This window comes from Ruegeria sp. SATB027, assembly GCF_059613825.1.
The window spans coordinates 50,381-75,818 of the sequence record NZ_JBXWTH010000019.1; the positions used below are offsets into that span (position 1 = coordinate 50,381).

At 57.0% G+C, this 25,438-nt stretch carries 22 protein-coding genes; 13 read left to right on the top strand and 9 right to left on the bottom strand.

Features of this window, described 5'->3' with window-relative positions:
- Nucleotides 1–179: 179 nt before the first annotated feature.
- From AC2FPW_RS03905 to AC2FPW_RS03930, 6 genes are read left to right on the top strand one after another with little or no spacing between them, the layout of a single operon-like run.
- Complete coding sequence (locus AC2FPW_RS03905; protein ID WP_209597154.1) at nt 180–629, top strand: c-type cytochrome; 450 nt, start codon at nt 180–182, stop codon at nt 627–629.
- Between the two features lie 16 nt (nt 630–645).
- Nucleotides 646–2,013 (top strand): cbb3-type cytochrome c oxidase subunit I, encoded by a 1,368-nt coding sequence (locus tag AC2FPW_RS03910; RefSeq protein WP_480477361.1) that lies wholly within the window; start codon nt 646–648, stop codon nt 2,011–2,013.
- 8 nt (nt 2,014–2,021) lie between these two features.
- Complete coding sequence (locus AC2FPW_RS03915) at nt 2,022–2,831, top strand: CbbQ/NirQ/NorQ/GpvN family protein (RefSeq protein ID WP_267365163.1); 810 nt, start codon at nt 2,022–2,024, stop codon at nt 2,829–2,831.
- A gap of 9 nt (nt 2,832–2,840) precedes the next feature.
- Nucleotides 2,841–4,763: a nitric oxide reductase activation protein NorD gene (locus tag AC2FPW_RS03920; RefSeq protein WP_496812621.1), complete on the top strand. Its 1,923-nt coding sequence runs from the start codon at nt 2,841–2,843 to the stop codon at nt 4,761–4,763.
- Nucleotides 4,760–5,308: a cytochrome c oxidase subunit 3 gene (locus tag AC2FPW_RS03925; RefSeq protein WP_267365168.1), complete on the top strand. Its 549-nt coding sequence runs from the start codon at nt 4,760–4,762 to the stop codon at nt 5,306–5,308. Before AC2FPW_RS03920 ends, AC2FPW_RS03925 begins: the two co-directional genes overlap by 4 nt.
- 5 nt (nt 5,309–5,313) lie before the next feature.
- A complete protein-coding gene (locus tag AC2FPW_RS03930; protein WP_496812622.1) occupies nt 5,314–5,601 on the top strand; it encodes a cytochrome C oxidase subunit IV family protein in 288 nt (95 codons plus the stop codon).
- A 53-nt stretch (nt 5,602–5,654) separates the two neighbouring features.
- Here the strand turns inward: AC2FPW_RS03930 and hemA are convergent, their stop codons facing one another.
- Nucleotides 5,655–6,878 (bottom strand): 5-aminolevulinate synthase, encoded by a 1,224-nt coding sequence (hemA, locus tag AC2FPW_RS03935; RefSeq protein WP_480488712.1) that lies wholly within the window; start codon nt 6,876–6,878, stop codon nt 5,655–5,657.
- Between the two features lie 185 nt (nt 6,879–7,063).
- Here hemA and AC2FPW_RS03940 point away from each other — a divergent pair, with 185 nt between their 5' ends.
- From AC2FPW_RS03940 to AC2FPW_RS03950, 3 genes are all read left to right on the top strand, one after another.
- Nucleotides 7,064–7,756, top strand: a complete 693-nt coding sequence (locus tag AC2FPW_RS03940) for a Crp/Fnr family transcriptional regulator (protein WP_267365173.1) — start codon at nt 7,064–7,066, stop codon at nt 7,754–7,756.
- 139 nt (nt 7,757–7,895) lie between these two features.
- Nucleotides 7,896–8,906 carry a D-cysteine desulfhydrase family protein gene (locus AC2FPW_RS03945; RefSeq protein ID WP_496812623.1) on the top strand — a complete coding sequence of 337 codons (1,011 nt, stop codon included), beginning with the start codon at nt 7,896–7,898 and terminating at the stop codon, nt 8,904–8,906.
- 184 nt (nt 8,907–9,090) lie between these two features.
- Complete coding sequence (locus tag AC2FPW_RS03950) at nt 9,091–10,335, top strand: molybdopterin molybdotransferase MoeA (protein ID WP_496812624.1); 1,245 nt, start codon at nt 9,091–9,093, stop codon at nt 10,333–10,335.
- On the opposite strand, the gene AC2FPW_RS03955 is transcribed toward AC2FPW_RS03950, so the two are convergent.
- The 4 genes from AC2FPW_RS03955 to AC2FPW_RS03970 form a co-directional block, all read right to left on the bottom strand.
- Nucleotides 10,332–12,752, bottom strand: a complete 2,421-nt coding sequence (locus tag AC2FPW_RS03955) for a GcvT family protein (RefSeq protein ID WP_496812625.1) — start codon at nt 12,750–12,752, stop codon at nt 10,332–10,334. The genes AC2FPW_RS03950 and AC2FPW_RS03955 overlap by 4 nt on opposite strands.
- A gap of 152 nt (nt 12,753–12,904) precedes the next feature.
- On the bottom strand, nt 12,905–13,144 hold the full coding sequence (locus AC2FPW_RS03960) for a hypothetical protein (RefSeq protein WP_496754096.1): 240 nt from the start codon (nt 13,142–13,144) through the stop codon (nt 12,905–12,907).
- 136 nt (nt 13,145–13,280) lie between these two features.
- The gene (locus AC2FPW_RS03965) at nt 13,281–14,438 is read right to left on the bottom strand and encodes an aromatic ring-hydroxylating oxygenase subunit alpha (RefSeq protein ID WP_480488705.1); all 1,158 of its coding nucleotides are present in this window, start codon (nt 14,436–14,438) and stop codon (nt 13,281–13,283) included.
- A 103-nt stretch (nt 14,439–14,541) separates the two neighbouring features.
- Nucleotides 14,542–15,447 (bottom strand): LysR substrate-binding domain-containing protein, encoded by a 906-nt coding sequence (locus AC2FPW_RS03970; RefSeq protein WP_496812626.1) that lies wholly within the window; start codon nt 15,445–15,447, stop codon nt 14,542–14,544.
- A gap of 140 nt (nt 15,448–15,587) precedes the next feature.
- Between AC2FPW_RS03970 and AC2FPW_RS03975 the strand changes: the two genes are divergently transcribed.
- Nucleotides 15,588–16,532, top strand: coding sequence for a PDR/VanB family oxidoreductase (locus AC2FPW_RS03975; RefSeq protein WP_496812627.1), 945 nt, complete (start codon nt 15,588–15,590; stop codon nt 16,530–16,532).
- 417 nt (nt 16,533–16,949) lie between these two features.
- A complete protein-coding gene (locus tag AC2FPW_RS03980; RefSeq protein ID WP_480616798.1) occupies nt 16,950–18,776 on the top strand; it encodes a BCCT family transporter in 1,827 nt (608 codons plus the stop codon).
- Nucleotides 18,777–18,973: 197 nt separating this feature from the next.
- Here the strand turns inward: AC2FPW_RS03980 and AC2FPW_RS03985 are convergent, their stop codons facing one another.
- The 4 genes from AC2FPW_RS03985 to AC2FPW_RS04000 form a co-directional block, all read right to left on the bottom strand.
- A complete protein-coding gene (locus AC2FPW_RS03985; protein WP_480484329.1) occupies nt 18,974–19,765 on the bottom strand; it encodes an FAD binding domain-containing protein in 792 nt (263 codons plus the stop codon).
- Nucleotides 19,766–19,860: 95 nt separating this feature from the next.
- On the bottom strand, nt 19,861–22,221 hold the full coding sequence (locus tag AC2FPW_RS03990) for a xanthine dehydrogenase family protein molybdopterin-binding subunit (RefSeq protein WP_496812628.1): 2,361 nt from the start codon (nt 22,219–22,221) through the stop codon (nt 19,861–19,863).
- A gap of 80 nt (nt 22,222–22,301) precedes the next feature.
- Nucleotides 22,302–22,784, bottom strand: coding sequence for a (2Fe-2S)-binding protein (locus tag AC2FPW_RS03995; protein WP_496812629.1), 483 nt, complete (start codon nt 22,782–22,784; stop codon nt 22,302–22,304).
- A gap of 28 nt (nt 22,785–22,812) precedes the next feature.
- Nucleotides 22,813–23,361, bottom strand: coding sequence for an SRPBCC family protein (locus AC2FPW_RS04000; protein ID WP_496812630.1), 549 nt, complete (start codon nt 23,359–23,361; stop codon nt 22,813–22,815).
- A gap of 180 nt (nt 23,362–23,541) precedes the next feature.
- Between AC2FPW_RS04000 and AC2FPW_RS04005 the strand changes: the two genes are divergently transcribed.
- Together AC2FPW_RS04005 and AC2FPW_RS04010 are read left to right on the top strand one after the other, a co-directional pair.
- A complete protein-coding gene (locus tag AC2FPW_RS04005; protein ID WP_480484332.1) occupies nt 23,542–24,222 on the top strand; it encodes a response regulator in 681 nt (226 codons plus the stop codon).
- A 45-nt stretch (nt 24,223–24,267) separates the two neighbouring features.
- Nucleotides 24,268–25,437: an FIST N-terminal domain-containing protein gene (locus AC2FPW_RS04010; protein WP_480774224.1), complete on the top strand. Its 1,170-nt coding sequence runs from the start codon at nt 24,268–24,270 to the stop codon at nt 25,435–25,437.
- The last annotated feature ends 1 nt before the right edge of the window (nt 25,438 follow it).

Sequence of the window (25,438 nt, forward strand, 5' to 3'; positions counted from 1 at the left end):
ATGCTCAGAATTGGCTGAGATTTCAAGGCGATCCCAAGGTCATTTCGTTATTCTCGCTGTTTGCGGATGTCTGATCGCGTTTCTGAGCATACTTGAGAAGTCTTGACTTTCGTTAAGGCAAACCCTGCGCTCACCCTTCATGTTTCATGCACTAGCTAATCTGCGCAAAGGAGAGCGCGATGCGAGAAGTCATGACAAAGAGCATGGCTCGCAACATATTCTATGGCGGGTCACTGTTCTTCATCCTCATCTTTCTGGCTCTATCAGCCCATTCACACCTGTATATCGTCAATTCCGAAAATGCCGCGAAGCTCGACGAAAGTGTGGTTCGGGGCAAACATGTTTGGGAAAAACACGCCTGTATCAACTGTCACACAATCCTTGGCGAAGGGGCGTACTTTGCCCCTGAGGTCGGCAATGTGATGACACGTTGGGGCGTGTTGGACGACCCGGAATCGGCCTTTGAATCCCTCAAGGGCTGGATGGAGGCACAACCCACCGGCATTCCCGGTCGTCGGCAGATGCCGCAATTCAACCTCAGCGACGAAGAGATCCGGGATCTGACCAACTTCCTGATCTGGACGGACAACATCGACGCTCAGGACTGGCCGCCCAACGAGGCTGGCTGAGAAGGGGAATGGAGCAATGAAATACGAATCCCAAAAAATCGCCTATGCCTACTTTGCGGTAGCCATGGCACTGTTCGCGATACAGGTGATCGGCGGCCTGCTGGCCGGCTTCATCTATGTATTCCCTAACTTCCTGAGCGAGCTTCTGCCGTTCAACATCGTGCGGATGCTACACACCAACGCGCTGATCGTCTGGTTGATACTGGGCTTTTTCGGTGCGGCCTATTTCCTGATCCCGGAAGAGGCCGAGCGTGAAATCCACTCGCCCAAGCTGGCCTATTTGCAGCTGATCATTCTTGTGGTCGGTACGTTGGGCGTGGTTTTGACTTATGTCTTCAACCTGTTCGAAGGCAACTGGTTGCTGGGCAAAGAGGGGCGCGAGTTCCTTGAGCAACCCAAATGGGTCAAGGCCGGTATCGTCGTTGCCGCTCTGATGTTCCTTTACAATGTGTCGATGACCGTTCTGAAGGGGAAGAAGACCGCAATCACCAATATCCTGTTGTTGGGCCTGTGGGGTCTGGCGCTGCTGTTCCTGTTTGCCTTCTACAACCCAGGCAACCTGTCTCTGGACAAGCAATACTGGTGGTATGTTGTCCACCTGTGGGTCGAAGGTGTGTGGGAACTGATCATGGCGTCGATCCTGGCCTACCTGATGCTGAAGCTGACCGGTGTGGACCGTGAGGTGGTCGAAAAATGGCTTTATGTCATCGTGGCCGCTGCGCTGTTCTCGGGAATTCTTGGAACAGGTCACCACTACTATTGGATCGGCACCCCCGGTTACTGGCAGTGGATTGGGTCGATCTTCTCAAGCCTCGAGGTGATCCCGTTCTTCGCGATGATGGCCTTTGCCTTCGTCATGGTCTGGAAAGGCCGTCGTGACCATCCCAACAAGGCCGCTTTGCTGTGGTCGCTGGGCTGCGCAACGCTTGCTTTCTTCGGTGCTGGTGTCTGGGGCTTCCTGCATACGCTGCACGGGGTAAACTACTATACCCACGGCACACAGATCACTGCGGCCCACGGTCACCTGGCCTTCTACGGAGCCTATGTTTGCCTCAACCTGGCGATCTTCAGCTATGCGATGCCGATCCTCAAGAACCGTGATCCTTACAATCAGGTGCTGAACATGGGATCGTTCTGGCTGATGACGAGCGGTATGGTCTTTATGACCTTCGTGCTGACCTTTGGCGGAACCGTGCAGACGCACATGCAACGTGTGGTCGGAGATTACTTCATGGACGTACAAGACCAGATCGCAATCTTCTACTGGATGCGTCTGGGTTCCGGTATCGTCGTGGTCCTTGGCGCGCTGCTGTTCATCTACTCGATCTGGGTTCCCCGGAAAGAAGTTATTGAACCCGGCGCCGCCGAAACCCCTGCGGAGTGATGATGGATATGGATGGCTCCATAAAACTGAATGAGGGGGCGGCAAACGCCCCCTTCTACCTGCCCCAAGGCGATGAATGCGATGTGTTCACCGCGGCTTATAACAACGACTTGCCAGTTCTGCTGAAAGGTCCGACGGGCTGCGGCAAGACCCGCTTTGTGGCCCACATGGCCGCAAAACTTGGCCGCCCGCTTTATACCGTAGCCTGCCATGATGATCTGGCGGCTGCTGACCTGATTGGCCGTTATCTGCTGAAAGGCGGGGAAACCGTCTGGGTCGATGGCCCCCTGACCCGCGCAGTGCGCGAAGGCGCGATCTGCTACCTCGACGAGGTGGTCGAGGCCCGTAAGGATGTGACTGTCGTTCTGCACCCGCTGACCGATGACCGGCGCATCCTGCCAATCGACCGCACTGGCGAAGAGCTTGAAGCCGCACCTGGCTTCATGCTGGTGGCGTCGTACAACCCCGGATACCAGAATATCCTGAAAACCCTGAAACCCTCGACCCGGCAGCGGTTCATCTCTTTGGAGTTTGATTTCCCATCCGCGCAGATGGAAGCCGAAGTGGTCGCACAGGAAAGCGGTCTGCCGCTGGAACGTTGCAAGCCGCTGGTTCGGCTGGCGGGTAAGCTGCGCGGGCTTAAGGGTCAGGATCTTGAGGAAGGCGTTTCCACCCGACTGGTTGTTTATGCCGCAACACTTATCGCACAAGGCATGTCCACCGACCGCGCCATCCTCGCCGCCATGATTGAACCTCTGACAGATGACGAGGATATCAAACGCGGGCTCCTCGATCTTGTTACGGCTGTCTTTGGGTGAGGCCGGCCGATGGTCAAGATCGATTTTGAGCCATGGGAACCCGAAGAAACGATCGGGAAACTGTGGCACACCCTTGCCAGCCGCCTCGATGCACCCCAGGTGCACGATGGAGCCGCGGTCGACCTCTCTGAGGTCGCGGGGCGGCTGGCCGTCCTCTTTCGAGGGCTGGGCGGTGGCCCGGGCGTAGAATTGCGCCCGGTCTCGCCCGAGGTTTCACATCATCGCCTAAGTTGGCGTCGTCGTCTGGCGACCGAAGTGGAGCTGATGCCGCGCGCTTCGTTTGATGGCGAAGTCTTGCGCTTGCCGGACCGGTTGGCGGTTTTTCCTGCGCGCGAAGCCAATGGCGCGCTGTATGTCTGGCTGGCCGCTGCGGCTGCCCATGCCGGAACGCGAATTGATGAAGACGATCCGCTGCGTGCCGACCTGCGCGCGCTGATCGCCGCGCAGAAAATGGTTGATACGACGCTGGACGACGCCCCCGGCCTGCGCCCGCTTTACACCGAACTTTGCAAGGGCGTGCTGCATCAGCGCGATATCCCCAACCTGCCACCGATTGAAGACGCAGTTGAAGAGCTGATCCGCCATAAGTTGGGTGACCCTCAACCGCTGTCGGCGAAAGCCGAGCAGCTTCTGACACTGGACGAGGACCTGATCGCCCCTCGCGGCTATCAGCCTATGCGCCCGGTTCCCCTGTGGCCCGAACTGCGCGCAGTTGGCTTTTCCGAACATAACGAGGTGGAAAACCCCGAAACTGAAGGTCCACCCGAGGAATCCGGTGAGAAAACCCACCGCGCCCGTCGTCGCAAATCGGATCAGGCCGAGCGCAGCGACAGTTTCATTCTGCATAAGTTCGAAGCCATCCTCAGCTGGGCCGAGTTCCTGAACATCAACCGCCGCATCGACGATGATGATCCCGACAATGCCAAGAAAGCGGCCGATGACCAGGAAGAGATTGGCCTGGGTCAGATATCAAAAGCCCCGCCAACGCGGCTGAAACTGCACCTTGATCTGGCACCCGAAGATGTGAACCGGGAGCGTCTGTCCGGTCGCATCCTTTATCCCGAATGGGACGTGCGCTCGGGCCGATATCTAGCAGATCACGTCAACGTCCTGCTGTCGGATGCGGATATCCGCGACGATGCTGCCGCGTTTGGCAAGGACCCTGCCACCGCCCGCCGTATCCGCGCGGTCAAACGCCAGTTCGAGGCGCTGCGCCCTGGGCGCGTGATGACACGCGGCCATCTGGACGGTGACCAGTTGGATATCGAAGCCGCCGTGCGCGCCGAAACTGACCGTATGGCCAGTGGTGAAAGCAACGACCGCATTTGGCAACAATCCCGCCCCGAGGCGCGCGATCTGGCAGTCTCGATCCTGCTGGATGTCAGCCGGTCCACTGAAAGTGCCGTAACCGGTCGCGCCGTGATCGACATTGAACGTGAAGCCCTGGCCGCTTTGGCCTGGGGCCTGAACGCCTGCGGTGACGATTTCGCCATTCATGCCTTCAGTTCGCTGAAACGTCAGCGCGTCTATATCCAGCGATGCAAACGGTTTGATGAGCCGATGGGTGCCAAAGTTGAACAACGTATCGCATCACTGCGACCCGGTCACTACACGCGGCTTGGGGCCGCGATCCGCCACTGTTCAAAGGATCTGGCAAGTCAGACCCGCAAACGCCGCCTGTTGCTGGTGATCACCGATGGCAAACCCAATGACCTTGACCATTACGAAGGGCGTCACGGTATTGAAGACACGTGCATGGCCGTGCGTGAGGCACGCCGCGCCGGGCAATCGGTTTTTGGTGTCACCATCGACAGAACCGGCAAAAGCTGGTTCCCCCGCATGTTCGGACAGGGCGGTTTCGCTGTTATCCCAGACCCGCACCGCCTGACCATGGCGTTGCCGCAAATATATCGCCAATTGGTCGGTGCATGAGCGAAACCTCCTTCATCGACGAGCTTCCGGGCGAATTGCTGATGTGGGTTCTGATTATCAGTGAGCTGCTGGTTTTTGGTGCCGGGCTGATCGCGTTCATGGGCGTTCGCCTGACCGACCCTGCAGGCTTTGCCGAGGCGCAATCGCATCTTTATCGAACAGGTGCAGCCTTTAACACTGCAATACTGGTCACATCTGGCTACCTGGCCGCACAGGCCCTGAACTGGCGCCGCGCAGCATTCCGGTTCAAGGCCAGGCTTGCCCTGACAGGCGCGGCCGTACTTGGGATCGCATTCCTGGTTATCAAAAGCGTGGAATATGCTGGAAAGGCTGGGCAGGGCATTACCTATGAAACCCACCCGTTTTTCATGTTCTACTACCTGCTGACAGGATTTCACGCGGCGCATGTTCTGGCCGGGGTGTGTATCCTGTTGCTGGTCGCGTGGCGCGATGATCCTCGTAACATCGAGGCGGGCGCACAGTTCTGGCACATGGTCGATCTGGTCTGGATCCTGCTGTTCCCCGTGATTTATCTTCTGGGATAAACAATATGCCGGCAACTTCATCTTTTGCTAAATACTCCCGCCGGAGGCGTCCGAATTCACTCACCGGCGCGTGGCTGTCGCTTTTGGCGCTCAGTCTGGCTTCAACGCTTTTGACCCTGATGAAAACGCCTGACGCACTCATTGCAGGCGGTATCCTGCTCCTTGCCCTTATCAAAGCCTGTGTGATTCTGGCCCGATATCTGGACCTGGCTGAAAGCCCGGGCTGGCTGCGTGGCTTCACCTTGGTTCTGACGGGGTTCTCTGCTGTGATCTTTGCACTTTACCTGATCTGAAAAAAGCCGCCCCTAAAAGGGACGGCAGGTTACCAAGCAAAGGGACGCTTAGGTTATTGTGCGGCCATTGGCATCCGCGCGATCTGACAGCGCTGCCACAGCGCCGACAGGGCGCCCACCAGATGATCGATGTCCTCATCCGTATGAACGGGTGACGGCGTGATCCGCAGGCGCTCGGTTCCTTTTGGAACCGTGGGATAGTTGATCGGCTGAATGTAGATGCCAAACTCCTCAAGCAGGGTGTCCGAAATGAATTTACACTTCACAGGGTCGCCAACCATCACCGGGATGATATGGCTGGGGTTGGGCAAATGCGGAATGCCCTCGGCATCCAATCGGGCGCGTACCTGCGCCACGCGGGTCTTTTGCAAGTCACGCTCTGCACTTGAATGCTTCAAATGCCGTATCGATGCGGCAGCGCCGGCTGCAATCGATGGGGGTAGGGCAGTGGTGAAGATGAAGCCACTGGCAAAGCTGCGGACAAAATCACACAGCGCGGCTGAGGCCGCGATATACCCACCAACCACGCCGAACGCTTTGCCCAATGTACCTTCGATGACAGTCAGGCGATCCATCAATCCATCGCGTTCAGCGATCCCGCCACCGCGCGGGCCGTAAAGGCCGACGGCATGAACCTCGTCCAGATAGGTCATCGCGCCGTATTTGTCAGCCAGATCGCAGATTTCCTTGATGGGGGCGATATCACCATCCATGGAGTAAACCGATTCAAAGGCGATCATCTTGGGTGCGTCGGGGTCCGCTGCGGCCAATTTGGCGTCCAAATCCGCCAAGTCGTTATGTTTCCAAATCACCTTCTGGGCACGCGAATGCCGGATACCTTCGATCATCGAGGCGTGGTTGAGTGCATCAGAAAACACGATCAGCCCGGGAATTCGCGCGGCCAATGTCCCCAAAGCAGCCCAGTTCGACACATATCCCGAGGTGAACAGCAACGCGGCTTCTTTCCCATGCAGATCAGCCAGCTCAGCCTCAAGCAGAACGTGATCATGCGTGGTGCCCGAGATATTGCGCGTACCGCCAGCGCCTGCTCCGCAGCGATCCAGTGCGTCGTGCATGGCAGAGATCACCGAAGGGTGCTGCCCCATGCCCAGATAGTCATTTGAGCACCAGATCCGCACATCCCGCTGAACCGGCCCGTCGGTTTGACGCGCGTTCGGAAACGCGCCACGACGGCGTTGCAGGTCGATGAAAATCCGGTAGTTGCCTTCGTCTTTCAAAGTGTCGAGGCTCTGGCTGAAAAATTGCTCGAAGTCCATCTGGCGTGCTCCCCGGATAACTGAAATTTCGTTGAACCTATGCCAGTGGGGCGCGCGCTTACATGACAATAGTCAAGTTGGAGACCGAGAAAAGGGTGGCACCCCCGCGCTGGCTTTGGCATAGCATGTCTCGGGGTTGATCATCCGGGGGTGTTCCCGGAGCGGACGAATAAGGGGCTGCCTTCTTGTCACACGAGGCACAAAAAATAATTGCGCGGCAGTCACTGCTCTTGCGAAGCCTGCCAGAGCAACATGTCGATACTCTGCTGCGTCAGGCCGTCTGGCGGCAATACGACCGGGGCGAGACGATCTTTCTGCAAGAGGAAGAGGCCAAGGCCGTACATGTTGTACTGGCTGGTTGGGTCAAGCTGTTTCGCATTTCCCCGACCGGTGCCGAAGCCGTGGTGAGCGTTTTCACGCGCGGTGAAAGCTTTGGCGAAGCCGTTGCGCTGCGCAATGTGCGCTATCCCGTTTCGGCCGAGGCGGTATCCCCCTGCGAGATCATGCACATCCCAAGTCCAGTGCTGCTTTCGCTGATGAAGCAAGACCCGGAAATCTGCGTGTCCATTCTGGCGGCCACATTCACGCATCTGCATTCCCTGGTGGCGCAGCTCGAACAGCTCAAAGCCCAGACGGGCGCGCAGCGTGTCGCGGAATTCCTGCTGAACCTGTGTGATTGCGATGCCGGCCAGTGCGAAGTTGAACTTCCGTATGACAAGATGCTGATCGCCGGGCGTCTGGGGATGAAACCCGAAAGCCTGAGCCGCGCTTTTTCGAGGTTGAAACCAGTCGGGGTTAAGATCAACCGAAACCACGCGGAAATTGCAGATATGGATGTATTACGGAATTACGCGGAAAGCGACCCGAGCGAGAAATAGAGCCGCGTGGCCGTTGCTCTGTGCAGTAAACTGGCCATTCCCGGTCTGCGATCTTTCCGGCAATCACTATCCTTCCTATTCTTGCTGGATATGCCCTATCGGGCGCGATCCTGAGTGGGTGAGTTGATGGAACACAGACATGACGATTGAACAGCTACTGGCCGGTTTTCCCCGCGCGAGACTGATGACAGCTGCTACGCCGATCGAACGGCTCGATCGTCTGTCCGACCAGCTTGGTCTGGATCTGTGGATCAAGCGGGATGATTTGACAGGGTTGAGCTTTGGCGGCAACAAGACCCGACAGCTTGAATTCTATATGGGCGAGGCACAAAAACAGGGGGCAGATACCATTCTGATCACCGGCGCTGTGCAATCCAATTTCGTGCGCACGGCTGCCATGGCTGCATCGAAGCTTGGGATGGAGGCCGTGCTTCAATTGGAAGAGCGTGTGCCGGATATGGGAGACCATTATTATTCCTCGGGAAATGTACTTCTGGCCCGGCTTCTGGGTGCCGAGCACATGCACTACGGTACCGGAGAAGACGAGGCCGGGGCCGACAATGCCCTTCACGCGCGGGCAGATCAGCTGATCTCTGAGGGCCGAAAGCCATATGTAATTCACTTGGGCATCGATCATCCGCCCTTGGGGGCGTTAGGTTATGTGGCCGGGGCTGCCGAACTACTGGATCAGATCGCCGATTTCGACGTGGCGGTGGTGCCATCCGGCAGCGGTTCGACCCACGGCGGGTTTTTGGCCGGGCTGCGGCTGGCTGGCAACACGACACCTGTTTATGGCATCTGCGTTCGCCGCGACCGCCACCAGCAATATGCGCGGTTGCAAAAGGTATTGGAACGGTTGGCGGGTATGATGAAGTTTGACCCGGCTCTGGTCATGAAAGACATCCTCACATGGGACGGCGCATTGCCCCCTGGATACGGGCGGATAGGTCCGTCCACACGGAGGGCGCTTGAACAGATGGCGCGTGCCGAGGGTGTTTTTCTTGATCCGGTCTACTCGGCCAAAACCTTTGCAGGTTTGTTGGAATTACTTGAAAACGGCACAATTCAACAGGGCCAGAAAGTTGTGCTGTTGCATACGGGTGGGCAACCGGCGCTGTTCGCATATCAGGAAGAGCTGTTCCCGGCCTGAGAGCCATCCGAGAAGCCACTGTAGCGGAAGTCGCGCTTGGCCAGCCAACCCGTCGTTTCGAAGCGCGCGACGCGGTTTCACGTGACCTATGTCAATGACAGTACCGCGGATGTCGTGTCGGTTGAGCGAGCCTAGCCCACCTTAGAATAGGTGGAAGACATGTTCGCAGAGTTGGAGGCTGGATATGGCTGATGGATGCGGCTGTGATCGACACGCGCATGTGTATCTGAGCGTGGATGAGGCCCTGTTCCGTGGCCTGTCCGCTGCTGATCCGATCACAGAAACGGAAACGCTGCCTTTGGCCGCTGCAATTGGGCGAGTATTGGCCTGCGACTGTTTCAGCAAGGTCGATATGCCCGCTTTCGACAATTCGGCAATGGATGGCTATGCGGTTCGAACAGCCGATCTTGGCGATACCGACCTGTTCCAGATGCCGGTGGCGGGTCGCATCGCGGCGGGGGACAGCGGATCTCATGCTGCACCTGTGGGTAGCGCGCTGAGGATTTTTACCGGAGCGCCCGTTCCCTCTGATTACGACGCCATCGTCATGCAGGAAGATTGTGATGTTGTAGAGGGGCAAATTCGCTTCAGCCGCCGTCCAAAGCCAGGGCAACATATCCGGCGTGCCGGAGAAGACCTTCATGCCGGAGCGCCGATCTTGCGGCGCGCCTGCGAGATTGGCCCGCGTGAGGTGGCAGCCCTTGCATCCGCCGGGTATGGCGAGGTCGTGGTCCTCCGCAAGCTGAAGGTTTCGATCTTTTCAACCGGCAGTGAGTTGCGCCAACCGGGTGAGCCCCTTGGGCCGGGGCAGATCTATAACTCGAACCGTTACATGCTGCTTGCGCTGTTGCAGAAACCCTGGATTGACCTCACGGACCGGGGGCAGGTCGAAGATGACCCCGAGCTTTTGAAACAGGTCTTGCTGGACGCGACTGAAACCTCTGACCTGATTATCACAACCGGTGGTGTTTCTGTCGGCGATGAAGATCATATGCCGCGTCTGTTCACCGAGATCGGTGGCGTGACGGATGTGATGAAAGTCGCAATGAAACCGGGCAAGCCCATCATGTTCGGTCGGCGTGGCCGTGCGCTTTACATCGGTCTGCCGGGTAACCCGGTTTCTGCTTTTTTGACCTGGCAAATTATCGGATCGCAGATGATGGCGCGCCGCGCCGGTCTGCTCCACACCCCACAGGCAGCCGTACAAGCAGTTCTGTCGGAACCTTTGTACCGTACCGCAGGCCGACAGGAATATCGCCCGGTTCAGATTGACGGTTACACACCGGACGGACGGCCCCGATTGCGTCTGATGGAGCCGTCCTACAGTGGTCGTGTTGCTTTGCTTGCGCAAGCGGATGGATTGGCGATCATCCCGGCAGTGGTGACGGAATATCCCGAAGGGCAACGCCTTGAGCTATTGCGGTTTTAAGCCCTAAGCGCTTTTCCTGCGGCATCAAAGGGCGGTTCATGCAGGATTGTGGCTCTGTGTGGGCGCCCCAGAACCATAACCTCGACCTCATCACCTGGCTGGGCATTTTTCACATATCCCAAGGCCAACGACATTCCGACGGTGTAGCCATAGGTGCCCGAGGTCACCCGGCCGATCCCTTCACCGTTCTTGAAGATCGGCTCGCCACCGGTCGCGTCGGCGTTAGATACTGTCACATCCGCTTCGTTCAGGTGCAGGATCACCAGGTGTTCCCGAGCCGGGTTCTGCAATACTTTCTGCGCAGCCGCCTTGTTGAGGAAGTCCTTTTCGAATTTGCAGAGACGATCAAGACCAACTTCCTGCGGCCAGTATTCCGGGCTGTATTCGCGGCTCCAAGACCCATAGCCCTTTTCGACCCGCATAGACATCAGTGCCCGGCTGCCAACAGGGCCAGCCCCGAACTCTTTGCCTGCCTCAAGCAACGCATTGTACAGCCGGGCCTGATCTTGGGTGTCGCAATGCAGCTCCCACCCCAGATCGCCAGTAAAGGAGACGCGCAGGGCAAGGACCTGGACTCCCGCCAGCTCGATCTTGGCGGACCGCATGAACGGGAAATCTTCGGTTGCCAGCGATGTGTTGGTCAGACGTTGCAGGATGTCGCGGGACTTGGGGCCGGCCACGTTAAAGCCGCACATCGCTTCGGTTTTGCTTTCGAAAGCGGTGCCTTCAGGCAGCGGAACCTGTTTGAAAAAGCGTTTGTGATACCGCTCTGCCATGCCCGAGCCGATCACCCAGAACTCGTCATCAGCCACGCGGGTGACGGTAAAGTCGCCTGCAATACCGCCGCGCTTTGAAATCAGTGGGGTCAGACAGGACCGACCAACGGTTTTGGGCATGGTGTTGGCAAAGACGGCGTTCAGCCAGTCTGCCGCACCCGGACCCTTGCAGACATATTTGGCGAAATTCGAGATATCGATGATCCCGGCACGGTCGCGCAACATCCTGCATTCCTCGCCCACCGGTCCCCACCAGTTCTGACGGGTAAAGCCATTGGTGTCTTTGGTGCCGGGCGTTGCGGCAAACCACAGTGGATGTTCCCAACCGGCGTTCAGGCCAAAAACCGCGCCCATGGCTTTCTGCGCCTCATAGATCGGGCGAACCCGTGCCGGACGACCGGCGCTGCGTTCTTCATTGGGGAAATGGATCGCGAACCGATGACTGTACTGATCTGCCACGCGCGCTTTGGTGAATGCCTTGGTGGCCCAGCTGTCAAAACGCGCCAGATCCCAGGCGAACATGTCGTATTCCGTTTCACCCTCGATGATCCATTGCGCTGCCATCAGGCCCATGCCACCCGATTGCGAGAAGCCGGGGATGATACCATTGCAGCAGAAATAGCCGTCGACCTCGGGCACCGGCCCCATCAGAACGTTCGAATCCGGAGACCAGATCATTGGGCCGTTGATGACACGCTTGATCCCGGCTTCACCAACCGCGGGCAGGCGTTCGATGGCGTTCATCATGTTCTCTTCGATCCGTTCCAGATCATCAGGGAACAGGTCGTGGGCAAAATCCAGCGGCGTGCCTTCTTCGGCCCAGAACCTCATGTCTTTCTCATAAGCGCCGACCAGCAAGCCGTTGCCTTCCTGACGCAGGTAATACTCTCCATCCCGGTCCGAAACAGACGGCAGGCGGGTGCCGTGGCTTTTCACATCCGCCATGGACTCGGTTACGAAATACTGGTGCTCTGTAGGTTGCAGCGGCAGTTCGATTCCAGCCAGTGCAGCAACCTCGCGCCCCCACAGGCCCGCTGCGTTCACCACCCAGCGTGTCCTGATGTCACCTTTTGGTGTTCTGACGATCCAGCTGCCATCCTCCTGCTGCTCGGTTGCGGTGACCGGAGTGAAACGGTGAATCTGCGCCCCACGTTGACGTGCGCCGACCGCATAGGCATTGGTCACGCCCGACGGGTCCACATTGCCGCCATCAGGTTCGAACATCACGCAACGGATGCCGTCGTAATTGACCAGTGGGTTCAGCTTCTGGGCTTCCTCGATGCTGATCTCATAGAAATTCATGCCATACAGCTTGGCCTTTGCGGCCTGTAGCTTCAGCTGATGTTCGCGCTCTTCTGTCTGGGCCAGGTATAACGAGCCGGGCTGGAATACTCCGCAGCTTTGACCGGTTTCAGCTTCCAGCGCTTTATACAGGCTCATCGTGTAATGCTGGATGCGGCTGATATTGGTACTGTCATGCAATCCGTGAATGTTGGCGGCTGCGTGCCAGGTTGACCCCGAGGTCAGCTCGTCCCGCTCTAACAGAACAACATCCGACCATCCCAGTTTGGTCAAATGATACAGGATCGAGCACCCGATCACTCCTCCGCCGATGACCACGGCCTGAGCTTCGTTTCGCATTTTGGATATCTCGCGCGTTTTCGTTCGCGCCTGTTCTTTCATGAAGACTGGCCCATCGACAATGTCGACAAAATTCGAGATCGAATGAAGTCAGCTAAACTCAAACTTTGAAAATTGCCTAGCGGCGCGATACGCTTAAGCAAACGAATTCGTCAGAACGTCAATCGGTGTGCACGGCCACGTTCAAACAACTTCAGGTTTAACTCATCTGCTTCCGGCGCGCCATATTCCAACGCAAACACAAATGCGTGGGTCAGATAGAAACACGCGGCTTCATGATGCTGGCGCTCTTCGGCGAGAATCGCCGCTTGGTGATACAGCCGGATCAATGCGGGTACATCTTTTTCCGCATGGGCCCGCAAGAGTTGTTTATCGAGTTCGTTCAGATCCACTGTGACCCTTTCAGCGAATTCACACCGGCTATTCACTAGGAGGCAAAAGACTGTAACGCCGTCCCGTCTGCTGTTGTTACAACCGATCCGCGATCTGGTCAGAAGGGCCTGACCAGATCAACATTTTCAGGATTGCTTACACTTCAGCGCGGGCTTTTTCGATTTGCGTGGCCACCCAATGATGAAAACAATGGGTCGGGCCGTCCATCGCGGGCGAGAAACGGCCGCCATCGAATTTCACGCCGTGACGGCCTTTCTGCATGCCTTCAACCACAAAGACGTCTTCCTCGAACACCGTTTTCCACAGTTGCGCATTCTTGGCACGCAGCGCTTCGTGTTCGGGCGCGTCTTCGGGTTTTTTGGCGTAGTAGAGCTCAATCCGTTCGTTCGAACGCTCATGCGTGATCGGATCGATGAGGAAGGCAAAGCCGTGGTCACGCTGAACACCCAGCAGGGTATTCGGGTAAACGACGATATATTCCGCGCCGTCATTCCACTGCTCACTCAGATTCTCGAAATCATCCAGCTTTTCGCCATCGTGACCCTCGAACTGGCGGTAGACATAGGTGCCCTGACCCGAATATTTGCCCAGTTCGTTGATGTTGTAGTGATCTTCCAGACGCGAATAGCTGTTCAGGCCGGGATGAACCCAGGGCAGGTGATAGCTTTCGCAGTAGTTCTCAACAGCCAGTTTCCAGTTCGAGTTCAACTCAAGATAAACCGATGCGCCAGCGCCACCGTGATACATCGGTTGATCGAATTCTTTCCAGCGTTCCATCAACTCGCCATGGACATCTTCGAATTCCGGCGCGTCGCCGCTGACATTGACAAAGACAACATCCCGCCAGACATACGAGCGGATGCGGATAAGGCCCAACTCGGCGAAGTCCAGATCCTCATGGGTGTTTTGCCCAGGGCCACCGACATGAGGGGCGGTCCGCAGTTCACCATTCAGGCCGTAGCACCAGCTGTGATAGGGGCAGCGGATCGCGCCGCGGATTTTTTGCGGCTTGTCGACCAAAATCATGCCGCGATGACGACAGGTGTTCTGGAAAACGCCGATCTGACCGTCGCGATCGCGAACCATCAACAGCGGCACACCGAGGAAATCGATCGGATATGCATCTCCCGCCTCGGGAATGTCTTTGCCAAAGCCGATGCCGGACCAGTTCGCAAACAAGACCGCATCCCGTTCTTCGGCAAAAACTGCGGGATCAATATAATGCTCGTTCGGCAGACCCTTTGCGGTGTTTACCGGTGTCAGAACAGACGAAAGCGGTGCGTGCTTGTTCATCGGCCACTCCTGAGTGATTTTGAATGAGTTTATCGCTGCATCCATTGGCGGCTGAGGCCGCCCACGTTCAATACTAAAAAACCTAATGGCAAATTGAGGCAGGCTAAACCGAACCTTCAGACAGTTCGTTGAGCAACCAATTCTTGAGAGCCAGCGCCCCTTCCGAAAGCTGATCGTCCGGGCGACCGACAAGATAGAAGTTGTCCGGGGCGGGCAGGCTGAATTCCTCCAGCGCGACGAGTTTCCCCGAAGCCAGCATGGGCTGGACCAGACGTTTCCATCCCAGCGCAAGGCCCGCCCCTTTACGCGCCACCTGAAGGGCAAGCGCATAGCTGTTCACCCGCGATTCCACGGGAACAACTCCAGAAAACCCGAGGTCGTGGAACCAGGATGACCAGGTCGTCCAGGTGCTGTCCTGAGTTTCGAGATGGATCAGCCGCCGCTGCACGAGGTCTTCTAGGCTGGCCCCTTTAAGGTCCGCGGCCATCTGGGGGCTGCAAACGGGTGTCAGGATATCGCGATACAGTTTCGTGTGCGTGAGTTGCGCGTTGGCGTCCCGGCCATAGCGGATGAACAGGTCGATATCCGGCCGGTCCGTGAAGGCCTTGTCCTGCGCCATCTGGTTCACTTTCACGTGCGGAAAATCCTGCCAGAACCGGATGACAGACGGCGACAGCCAAAGTGCGGCGACTGCAGTGGTTGATCCAACGGTTACGTGGTTCTCGACATCGTTGCTGCGAATCTTTTCAAGTACCTTTGAAATCTGCCGGAACGAAGCGCCGAGTGCCTCAAACAGGTCTTGCCCATCCTCGGTCAGCTCCACGCCGCGGTGCTTTCGGACAAAAAGGGCCGCGCCCAGCTCGCTTTCCAGCGCCTTTATCTGATGACTGACGGCACCCGGCGTCACGGAAAGCTCGCTTGCGGCTTCCTTGAAACTGAGATGCCGAGCGGCGGCTTCAAATGCCGATAGTGTCGTAAGTGGAGGAAGGTTGTAGTGGCGTCGAGACATGGAGGTTTGTTGGTTTTTGAACTCTGGGTGAGCTCAATTCACCCGAATGTTAGAAATTTTGCAATTGAAATCTATCTTTTTTCCTGTTGTTTGCTGAACGACGCAGAATGTACGCCACGTGAGACCGAACAGGACAAGTGATGGATACTCAAGTTGCCCGCCTTGTGCGAAAAACATCGCTCAGCCCCGACACCTCTGATTTCTGCTTCGAGATCGAAAGCGGGCGCTTCACCAGCCTCGAGCCCGGGGCGCATGTGGACATCCATCTTGAAGACGGTCTGATACGGCAATACTCGCTGTGGAGCTGGAGCCAGGATGGACGCCTGATCAACGTGGCCGTCAAACGCGAAGACGAAGGGCGAGGCGGGTCACTGTCGATGCATGACCTGCAAGAGGGCGTGACCGTGGAAATCGGCGGTCCCCGCAACCATTTCAAACTCGAAAGCCATGATCGGCACGTCACTTTGATCGCTGGCGGTATCGGGGCCACACCATTGGTTGCAATGGCACGTGAGTTGCTGAACCGAGGGCAGGATTTTCGTGTCTATTATCTTGTTCGATCGAAAGAATACGCGGCGATGGATGCGCAATTCCGGGCGCTTGGACTGGATGAATGGTATCATTTGCATTGTGATAACACAGACGGGGTATTCGATCTGAGATCGGTCATGCAATCGATGCCGATGGGCGCAGACGTTTATACCTGCGGCCCGGAACCGATGCTGAATGCGGTACTGGAAGCTGGTGCCTTGCTGCGTGGCGGCGCGATACACTTTGAACGGTTCGCCGCCGCGTCGGACATTGAACATGCCCCGAACGCCGATTTCCAGATCGAGATCCAGTCGACCGGCGCGGTCTATCCCGTTGGAAAGGACCAATCTATTCTGGAGGTTTTGCAGGCCAATGGTGTGCAGGTTGATTTCGGCTGCTCCGAAGGGCTTTGCGGAACCTGTATCGTTGATGTCGTTTCCGGCGAAGTTGATCATCGCGACGGTATACTTACTCCGCAAGAGCAGGAAACGCATGAGTTCCTGTGCACATGCGTTTCGCGGGCCAAGTCGGATAAATTGGTATTGAAACTGTAGAAGGAACCACAATCACGCCCTTTACTTGTTCTCGCTAACACATGTTTCGAGTAACCGAGAGCGTCGTTTCGAGTAGCATAAGGGTCGGATTCTTGGGTGAGCTGCCCTAACCTCTGTCATAGGTTTTCCCGAATTGAAGGGCGCAACCACTTCTTGCGAAGCTGCTACCAGGTTCAACGGCAGACAGACTTGCCACAACGAACCAACAGCTTTTGCAAGCGAACACAATCTGGGAGGAAAAGAGCGGTGGGCGATCCCACATGGTGTGTGGTCTTCCCCGTAAGTCTCAGCTGAGTTGCAGTCAACTCGCTGATCGTTTGGTGCATTGGGCATGTTTGTTTACGCCGTCCCGCGCGGTGCACCCCAAGCAGAAATCAAAAGAACAAGAAACGGCGAACACACGGAGGAAAACGCAATATGTCAATACCCGATCCATTCACGGACGTTGAGATAAAGACGGCGGATGCCGGTTTTTATGAAAACTACAGCGTCCCAATTGCCCTGATCAGCAAGGCCATCATGGTTGCGCTGGTTTTGTGGGCACTAGTATTCCCTGCAAATGCAAACGGCACGCTTGGCAGCCTGAACGGGCGGCTGCTTGAGCTTTTCAACAGCTTCTACATTGTCATTGTCGGGTTGTTCCTCGTTTTTCTGGCCGTTGTCGCCGCTATTCCGTCCACGGGTCGCCGTGTGATGGGAACACCCGGTGAAAAGCCCGAGTTTTCGAACTTCTCATGGTTCTCCATGATGTTTGGCGCCGGCCTGGGTGTTGGTCTGATGGTTTTTGCAACCGCAGAACCGTTGGGGCTGTGGGGTTCGAACCCCGAAGTCGTATCCGAGGCGGTCGTTGGAAATACACCCGAAGCACTGCAGTCGGCTTACCGCTATACCTTCTTGCACTACGGGTTTCACGCTTGGGCCATCTATGTGGTGACCGGTTTGTCGCTGGCATATTACGCTTATACCCGCGACATGCCTCTCACCATCCGTTCGGCGCTGACGCCTCTGTTTGGCCGCTTCGTCAATGGTTTCTTCGGCCATGTGGTTGACGTACTTGGCGTTGTTGCAACGATCCTCGGTGTTTCCGTCACCATCGGCTATGGTGTCAGCCAGTTCATCGACGGGCTTTATGCCATCACCGGTATGGAGTGGGTCATGGATCTGGGTGGTGAAGTTCCAACCCCCAGCAAAGTGGGTCTGATCACCGGTCTGGTCGTCATCATGTGCCTGTCGATTATTTCGGCCGTATCAGGCGTTGGTCGTGGTGTTAAATACCTGTCGAACCTGAACCTCGTATTGTCGATCATCCTGTTGGGCACGTTTGTTGTTTTCGGCTCGTTCGTCTTTGCTATGACCACTTATGGCACTGCAATGGTCGACTATATCCTGCATATCCTGTCGCTCAGCTTTAACGCCTATGGTCCACTGTCAGTTGAAGCCTTCGCTGCGGCTTTGCCTGCCGAAGCACAAGCCCATGCCAATGATCTGATGGGCGGAGCTACCAATGCGTGGGGCAGCTTTGACGGTTTCAAGAGTGGCCTGGAAGGGGCAGCAGCAGAGTTGGATGAAGCAACCCTGGCAGCCGTTTATGCGGCGGGTGAGCAGGGGCGTCAGTTCGGCTGGCAGTCGGGTTGGACCACGTTCTACTGGGCCTGGTGGATCGCGTTCTCGCCCTTCGTGGGCCTGTTCCTCGCGCGCATATCGAAAGGACGCTCTGTCCGCGAGTTCATCGTAGGCTGTGTGTTCGCCCCGGCTTTGGTGTGCTTTGCATGGATGACTGTTCTGGGAGGAACTGCGATTGATCTGGAACTGGCAGGCGCCGCAGAAGGTGCAATCATCGGTGCATCGAACACCAACAAGCTGTTCGTGACACTATCTTACATGATTGACGGTGGTCTGCTGTCAATGCTGAACGTGATGTGCGTGATCCTGATCATGACATTCCTCGTCACGTCGGCAGACTCGGGCATTCTGGTGATGAACACCATCATGTCGGGTGGCAGCCAGGAGACGGGCATCAAGCACCGCATCATCTGGGGTGTCATCCTGACGGCTGTGATCGGCGCGCTGATCCTCGCAGCCGGTGAAAACAACCCGATGGATGCGCTGCGAAACGCGATGATCATCGGTGCATTGCCCTTTACTGCTGTGATGGGTCTGATGTGTATTGCTCTGGCCAAAGCTTTGTTCCGCGACAGCCAGCGTGACAAACACGCCGCTACAGGTGCACAAGCCGCCGAATAAAGCGAAAGCTTAGTTTATGACTTGATCAGGCCGCCCGGAAATGGGCGGCCTGATTTCATTTTGCGCAGACACTGGCCACGACCCTCAAACAACGGAAAAGTGCTGGCCAGCCCGACCTTGGTGAGACACCAAAACCATATCTCAACGAAAAAGCCCCGGTAAAAACCGGGACTTTTGAGCATCTTGTCGTGAAATGCCTACATGCAGGCTTCAACGGCGCGTTTGGTCATGACCGACACAAGATGCGCCCGGTATTCCTTGCTGCCATGTAAATCAGCGATCATGTTGGCGGGGTTAATCCGAAGGTCCATCAAGGCGTCCGGGCGAAACTCCTTGTTCAGCGCCTGCTCGGCTTCGCTCCAACGGAAGACGCCATCCTCACTTGCCCCGGTCACCGCCACGCGCACGCCGTCCGTGAAACGGGCCAAATATACCCCAACAAGTGCAAACCGCGATGCTGGTTGCAGGAATTTTTGATAGCTTGCCGCCTGCGGAACCGGAAAGCGGATCGAGGTGATGATCTCTCCTTCATCCAGGGCTGTGGTGAACATGCCTTGAAAAAAGTCATCTGCCGCAATTTGACGCGCGTTGGTCACCACGGTTGCGCCCGATCCCAGCACACCCGCCGGATAACAGGCAGCCGGGTCATTGTTCGCAACCGAACCACCGATGGTTCCACGATTGCGCACTGCCGGGTCGCCAATTTGTCCAGCCAATGCCGCCAGCGCGGGATAAGATCCTGCAGCGTCGCGAGCAACGACAGCGTGAGGTGTTGCACCCCCAACAGAGACCGAGCCGTCATCATCAACGCAGACGCCTTGCATCTCGGCAATGCCGCTCACCGACACCAGTTTGGACGGAGCCGCCAATCGCTGTTTCAATGTCGGGATCAGGGTTTGCCCGCCTCCCAACGCCTGCGCATCCTCTGCTGCCAATGCTGCAACCGCGTCAGCAATGGTCGAGGGCTTCTCAAACTCGAAATTGTACATTTCGTTCTTCCTTTCCGAAAGGCGCTGATCCGCCCTTCATCTGGCTATAAATATCCCGGGGAGCGCGAGGGGCTGGCCCCTCGCACCCCAACCTCTCAACCATGCATCGCCGTCCAAACGCGTGACGGGCTCATCGGCATGTCGATATGATCAACAGCCCTTCCACCCGAGTTCAACGCATCCAGCACCGCGTTGACCACCGCAGGCGGTGAGCCGATCGCTCCGGCCTCGCCGCAACCCTTCACGCCCAGCGGATTGTGCGTACAGGGTGTCTGGCTGGAATGATCCACGCCGTAGAACGGGACGTCATCGGCGCGTGGCATCGCGTAGTCCATGAAGGACGCGCTCAGCAATTGGCCGTTCTCATCATAGGCACAGTTCTCCAGCAAGGCCTGACCGATGCCCTGGCCGATACCGCCATGCACTTGTCCGTCAACGATCATTGGATTGACGATATTGCCAAAGTCATCCGCAGCCGTGAACTTCTCGATACTGACCTGACCTGTGTCTGGATCAACCTCGACCTCACAGGCATAAGCCCCTGCCGGGAAAGTAAAGTTGGCCGGGTCATAAAACGCGGTTTCCTCCAGTCCTGGTTCAACTTCCAGCGGATAGTTGTGCGGGACATAAGCCGTGAGGGTCACATCTCCCCAAGCTACAGACTTGTCGGTCCCCGCAACGCTGAACTGACCGTCCTTAAGTTCGATATCCGCCTCGGACGCCTCCAGCAAATGGGCTGCGATCTTTTTGGCCTTGTCGATCACCTTTTCGGTGGCCTTGACCATAGCCGAGCCGCAAACCGCCAGCGAGCGTGAGCCATAGGTGCCCATGCCAAACGGGATCTTCGAGGTATCCCCGTGCACAATCTCGACCATCGACTCATCGATACCGATCATGTCGGCCACGACCTGCGGGAAGGCTGTTTCATGGCCTTGCCCGTGGCTGTGTGCGCCAACCATCACGCTGATCGAACCGGTGGCGTTCACCCGAACAGTTGCCGCATCATAAAGACCCGCCCGGGCCCCCAACATGCCAACGATATTCGAGGGCGCGATGCCGCAGGCCTCGATATAGCAGTTGACACCCAAGCCCCGCAGCTTGCCGTTGGCCTCGCTTTTTGCACGACGTGCGGCAAAGCCTGCCAGATCGGCAGCCGCCTCAAGCTTGTCCATTGTTCCGTTATAATCCCCGGTGTCGTAAGTCAGCGCCACCGGCGTGTCATAGGGGAACTGCGTGACAAAGTTCTGGCGACGCAGGGCGATCGGATCGACACCCAACTCGCGCGCGGCCTTGTCTATAACGCGCTCCAGCTGGAAGGTTGCTTCGGGTCGGCCAGCACCGCGATAGGCGTCCACGGGCACCGTATTTGTGAACATCGCCTTCACATTCACCTGAATGACCGGGGTCTTATAGTTGCCAGCCATCAGCGTCCCGTGCAGCCATGTCGGAACCGAGCTGGAGAAGGTCGATAGATAGGCACCCAGATTGGCATAGGTGTTGGTCCGCAGGCCGATGAAGTTGTTATCCGCATCCAGAGCCAGCTCAATCGTGCTGACATGGTCACGACCCTGCGCATCCGACATGAACGCCTCGGACCGGCTGGCGGTCCACTTGACGGGGCGGTTGCAGGCCTTGGCGGCAAAGGTGCAGAACGCTTCTTCTGCGTAATGGAAAATCTTGGTGCCAAAACCACCGCCCACATCCGGGGCTACGACGCGGACTTTATGTTCCGGCAGACCCAGAACGAACGCGCACATCAACAAGCGGATGACATGCGGGTTCTGCGAAGTGGTATAGAGCGTATATTCATCCGTGCCCCGGCTGTACTCGGCCACAGCCACGCGCGGCTCCATCGGGTTGGCGACCAGCCGGTTGTTCACCAGATCCAAAGTGGTGACATGTGCCGCATTGGCAAAGACGTCGTTCACTTTGGCGTCGTCGGCCTCACCCAGCTGCCAGTCATAGCAGATGTTGTTTTTCAGATCGTCATGAACCAGCGTCGCGCCATCCTGCGCGGCGGATTTCATGTCGATCACGGCGGGCAGTTCCTCGATATCCAGATCAATAGCCTCGGCAGCGTCACGGGCCTGTTCCAGGCTGTCAGCCACCACGGCAGCGATCGGATCGCCCACATGGCGCACCTTGCCCTGTGCCAGAATTGGGTGTGGTGGTTCCTGCATCGGCGCGCCGTGCTTGTCAGTCACTTCCCAGCCACAGGGCATTCCGCCCACGCCTTCAAAGTCTTTGCCGGTGAATACTCTGATCACACCGGGCATACCTTCTGCGGATGATGTATCCACAGAATTGATCCGACCATGCGCGATGTCGGACCGCAGGAAATATACGTAGGCCTGACCACGTACGTTGATGTCGTCGGTATAGTTGCCTGCTCCGGTCAGAAAGCGGACGTCCTCGCGTCGCTTGGAACTGGCTCCGATGCCACTGTCTTTGGGCATTGCTTGTTCTCCTCCCATAAACGGATGCTGCTGCACCCTTCACTTGTCCCACGGGCGCAACGTTTACGCCCGCAGCGGCATCATTCCGCGGCGATACTGCCGACGTCCTGACCTGAGGCGGCCATGATCGCCTTGACGATATTGTGGTAGCCTGTGCAGCGGCACAGGTTGCCTTCCAGATATTTCCGTATTTCTGCCTCAGATGGGCGCGGGTTGTCTTTCAGCAGCGCTGCGGCGCTCATCACCATACCCGGTGTACAGAACCCGCATTGAAGGCCGTGATGATCCTGAAAGGCTTGCTGGATCACGTTCAGCGAACCGTCCGCATTTGCCTGACCTTCGATGGTGCCAACATCAGCACCGTCGGCTTCGACCGCCAGCATATTGCACGACTTCACCGCCTGACCATTCACATGTACAACGCAGGCGCCGCACTGGGCCGTATCACAGCCGACATGCGTGCCCGTCAATGACAGTTGCTCGCGCAGAAAGCCGGACAGTAATGTCCGGCCCTCGACCTCGCCGTTTACGGCCTTGCCGTTCACGGTCATGGAAATTTTCATGACTTTCTCCTCCCTGAATTCCAACGGTTCAACCGCCCAATACGCGCTTGAACCAACCTTTTTTTGCTTCGCCGCCTTCACCCTCGGCAGAAGGTTCGGCTTGAACCTGATCCGAGGTTTCCGGATCGGGTGTTTTTTCGGGTTCGACCGCGTTCTGAAAATTTTCAAAGAACCGGTCGGCCATTTTTCTGGCGACGCCATCGATGACCCGGCTGCCCAGCTGGGCCAGCTTGCCACCGACACGTGCGTCGACGGTATAGGTCAGCAGAGTACCTTCGGGCACATCAGACAAACTGACATCGGCCGCACCCTTGGCAAAACCAGCAGCCCCACCCTTACCTTCACCCGAGAGCTTCACGCTTTCAAGCGTTACGATATCAGAAAGGGTAACGGCCCCTTTGAAGGTCGCTTTGACGGGGCCGACTTTCTGCACCACTGTCGCTTCGAACCCGTCATCGACCGAGCCCGTCATTTCCTGACATCCCGGAACGCATTCTTTCAGAACCTCATCCGACAAAAGCGCGTCCCAGACCTTGGATCGCGGCGCGGCAATGACGCGGCTGTCACTAAGCTCCATTTCTCTTCTCCAGGTGTTTTTTCTTACGCTACGTGGTGTTTTTCGCCCTGCCTATTAGACCTTGGGTGTAGGTGTCGCCGAGCCGATCTTATGTACGACTTTGGGCCAGTAGGCGCAGATTACTTTCGTTGTTAGGATTGGGTAAGCTGGGGACAACCTGATTGAAAAAGGCAATACCAAATGCTTGCTGACTCCGTTGTAAGGTCTGGCTTCGAGAAAGTGCTGATCGTCGATGACCACCCCCTGTTTTGCGACGCGCTGTCGATGACCTTGCAAAGCGTGGCGCAGATCGGCGAAATCCATACCGCAGACCGATTGGAAGGCGCGATGGAACTTCTGTCAGGGGGGCTGAAACCGGACGCGGTCATGCTGGACCTCAACCTGCCGGATGTGGAAGGGCTGGACGGCCTTGTCCGTCTGAAGGCTGCTGCGAATGCCCCGGTTATTGTGGTGTCCTCGATGACGGATAATCGCGTTGTCAGTCAGGTGATTCAGGCGGGCGCATCGGGTTATGTGCCCAAGCATAGCCAACGCGATGTGTTTCGCCTGGCATTCGAGACAGTGCATTCCGGCAAAGTTTTCGTGCCCGAAGGGTGCGTTCTGATCAATGTCGAAGAGGATGAACACGCCGACGCGGTCAATCGGCTTGCGACGCTGACAAATCAGCAGGCCCGCATTCTGCAACTGATCTGTGAGGGCAAGCTGAACAAACAGATTGCCTATGACCTGTCCATTGCGGAACCCACGGTCAAAGCGCATGTCACGGCAATCATGCGGAAACTGGGTGTGCAAAGCCGGACGCAAGCCGTTCTGATTGCAAAGAAAGCGTCGTTTGCCAGCGTCTTGCAAGACCAAGGCTAAGCGTCATACTCTCACCACATCGTCGCGCTTTAGGGAGGAGGCTCGATGGACCAAGCAGTCGGGTGGGCGACAGCCCGGACCGGTGCAACAGGCATCGTCAAAACGGCTTTCGTGCGTTACGACACCGGGCAGGCGCTTGGGGTGCTCGAACGTCAATTCGGAGCTGAACCACTTGCGCTGGTGATATTGTTTGTTAGTCCGAACGCGGACGCGGCTGCGGTCATTGCCAAAGCCGAGCAGGTGTTTGCGCCTACGCCGGTGGTTGGCTGCACCACCGCCGGAGAACTTGCGGACAGCGGTTATTGCGAAGACCAGATCGTCGCAATCGGCCTTCCGCAATCCCATTTCGACACGCGTACGGTCCTGGTTTCCGATCTGAACGATTTTGAGGCGGAAAGCATCATCAACGAGATGATCCACAACCGAAATGCCATGATGGTCACGGCGCCCGACTGGAGCCATGAATTTACATTCCTGATGATCGACGGATTGTCGACCAAAGAGGATGCGTTGACCTCCGAGTTGGCCGTCGGTTTGGGGCCGGTGCCATTGTTTGGCGGATCGGCCGGTGATGGAACCCGGTTCCGGCGTACCTATGTGCTGCATCAGGGCAAGGCGCTGAGCAATGCTGCCATACTGACTCAGGTTCGTACGCGGTGCCCGATCAAGGTGTTCAAAACCGATCATCTGGTACCAACGACCCGGCGTATGGTCGTAACCAAGGCGGATCCGGCAAAGCGCATCGTTCAGGAGATCAACGCTGAGCCCGCCGCCCGCGAATACGCCCGTATCCTTGGCAAGGATCCGGAACAACTGACGACATTCACCTTTGCGGCGCACCCCGTTGTTGTACAGATTGGCGGGCAGCATCACGTCCGCGCCATTCAGCAGGTGGCGGGCAACGGGGACCTCGTCTTTTTCTCGGCCATTGATGAAGGGCTTGTGCTGACGCTGGCCGAACCAAGGGACATGGTCGAGCACCTTGAGGAAGAAATCGGCCTTCTGACCGAGAAACGGCAACCCGACACCATTCTGGGCTGTGATTGCATTCTCCGCCGACTGGAAGCGCAGGAAAAGCAAAAGACCCGCGAAATCTCGGACATTCTGGCCCGCAACCACGTTGTCGGATTCTCAACTTACGGAGAGCAGTACAACTCAATCCATGTGAACCAAACTCTGACGGGTGTTGCGATTTATCCACCCGAGAAAGAGTAAC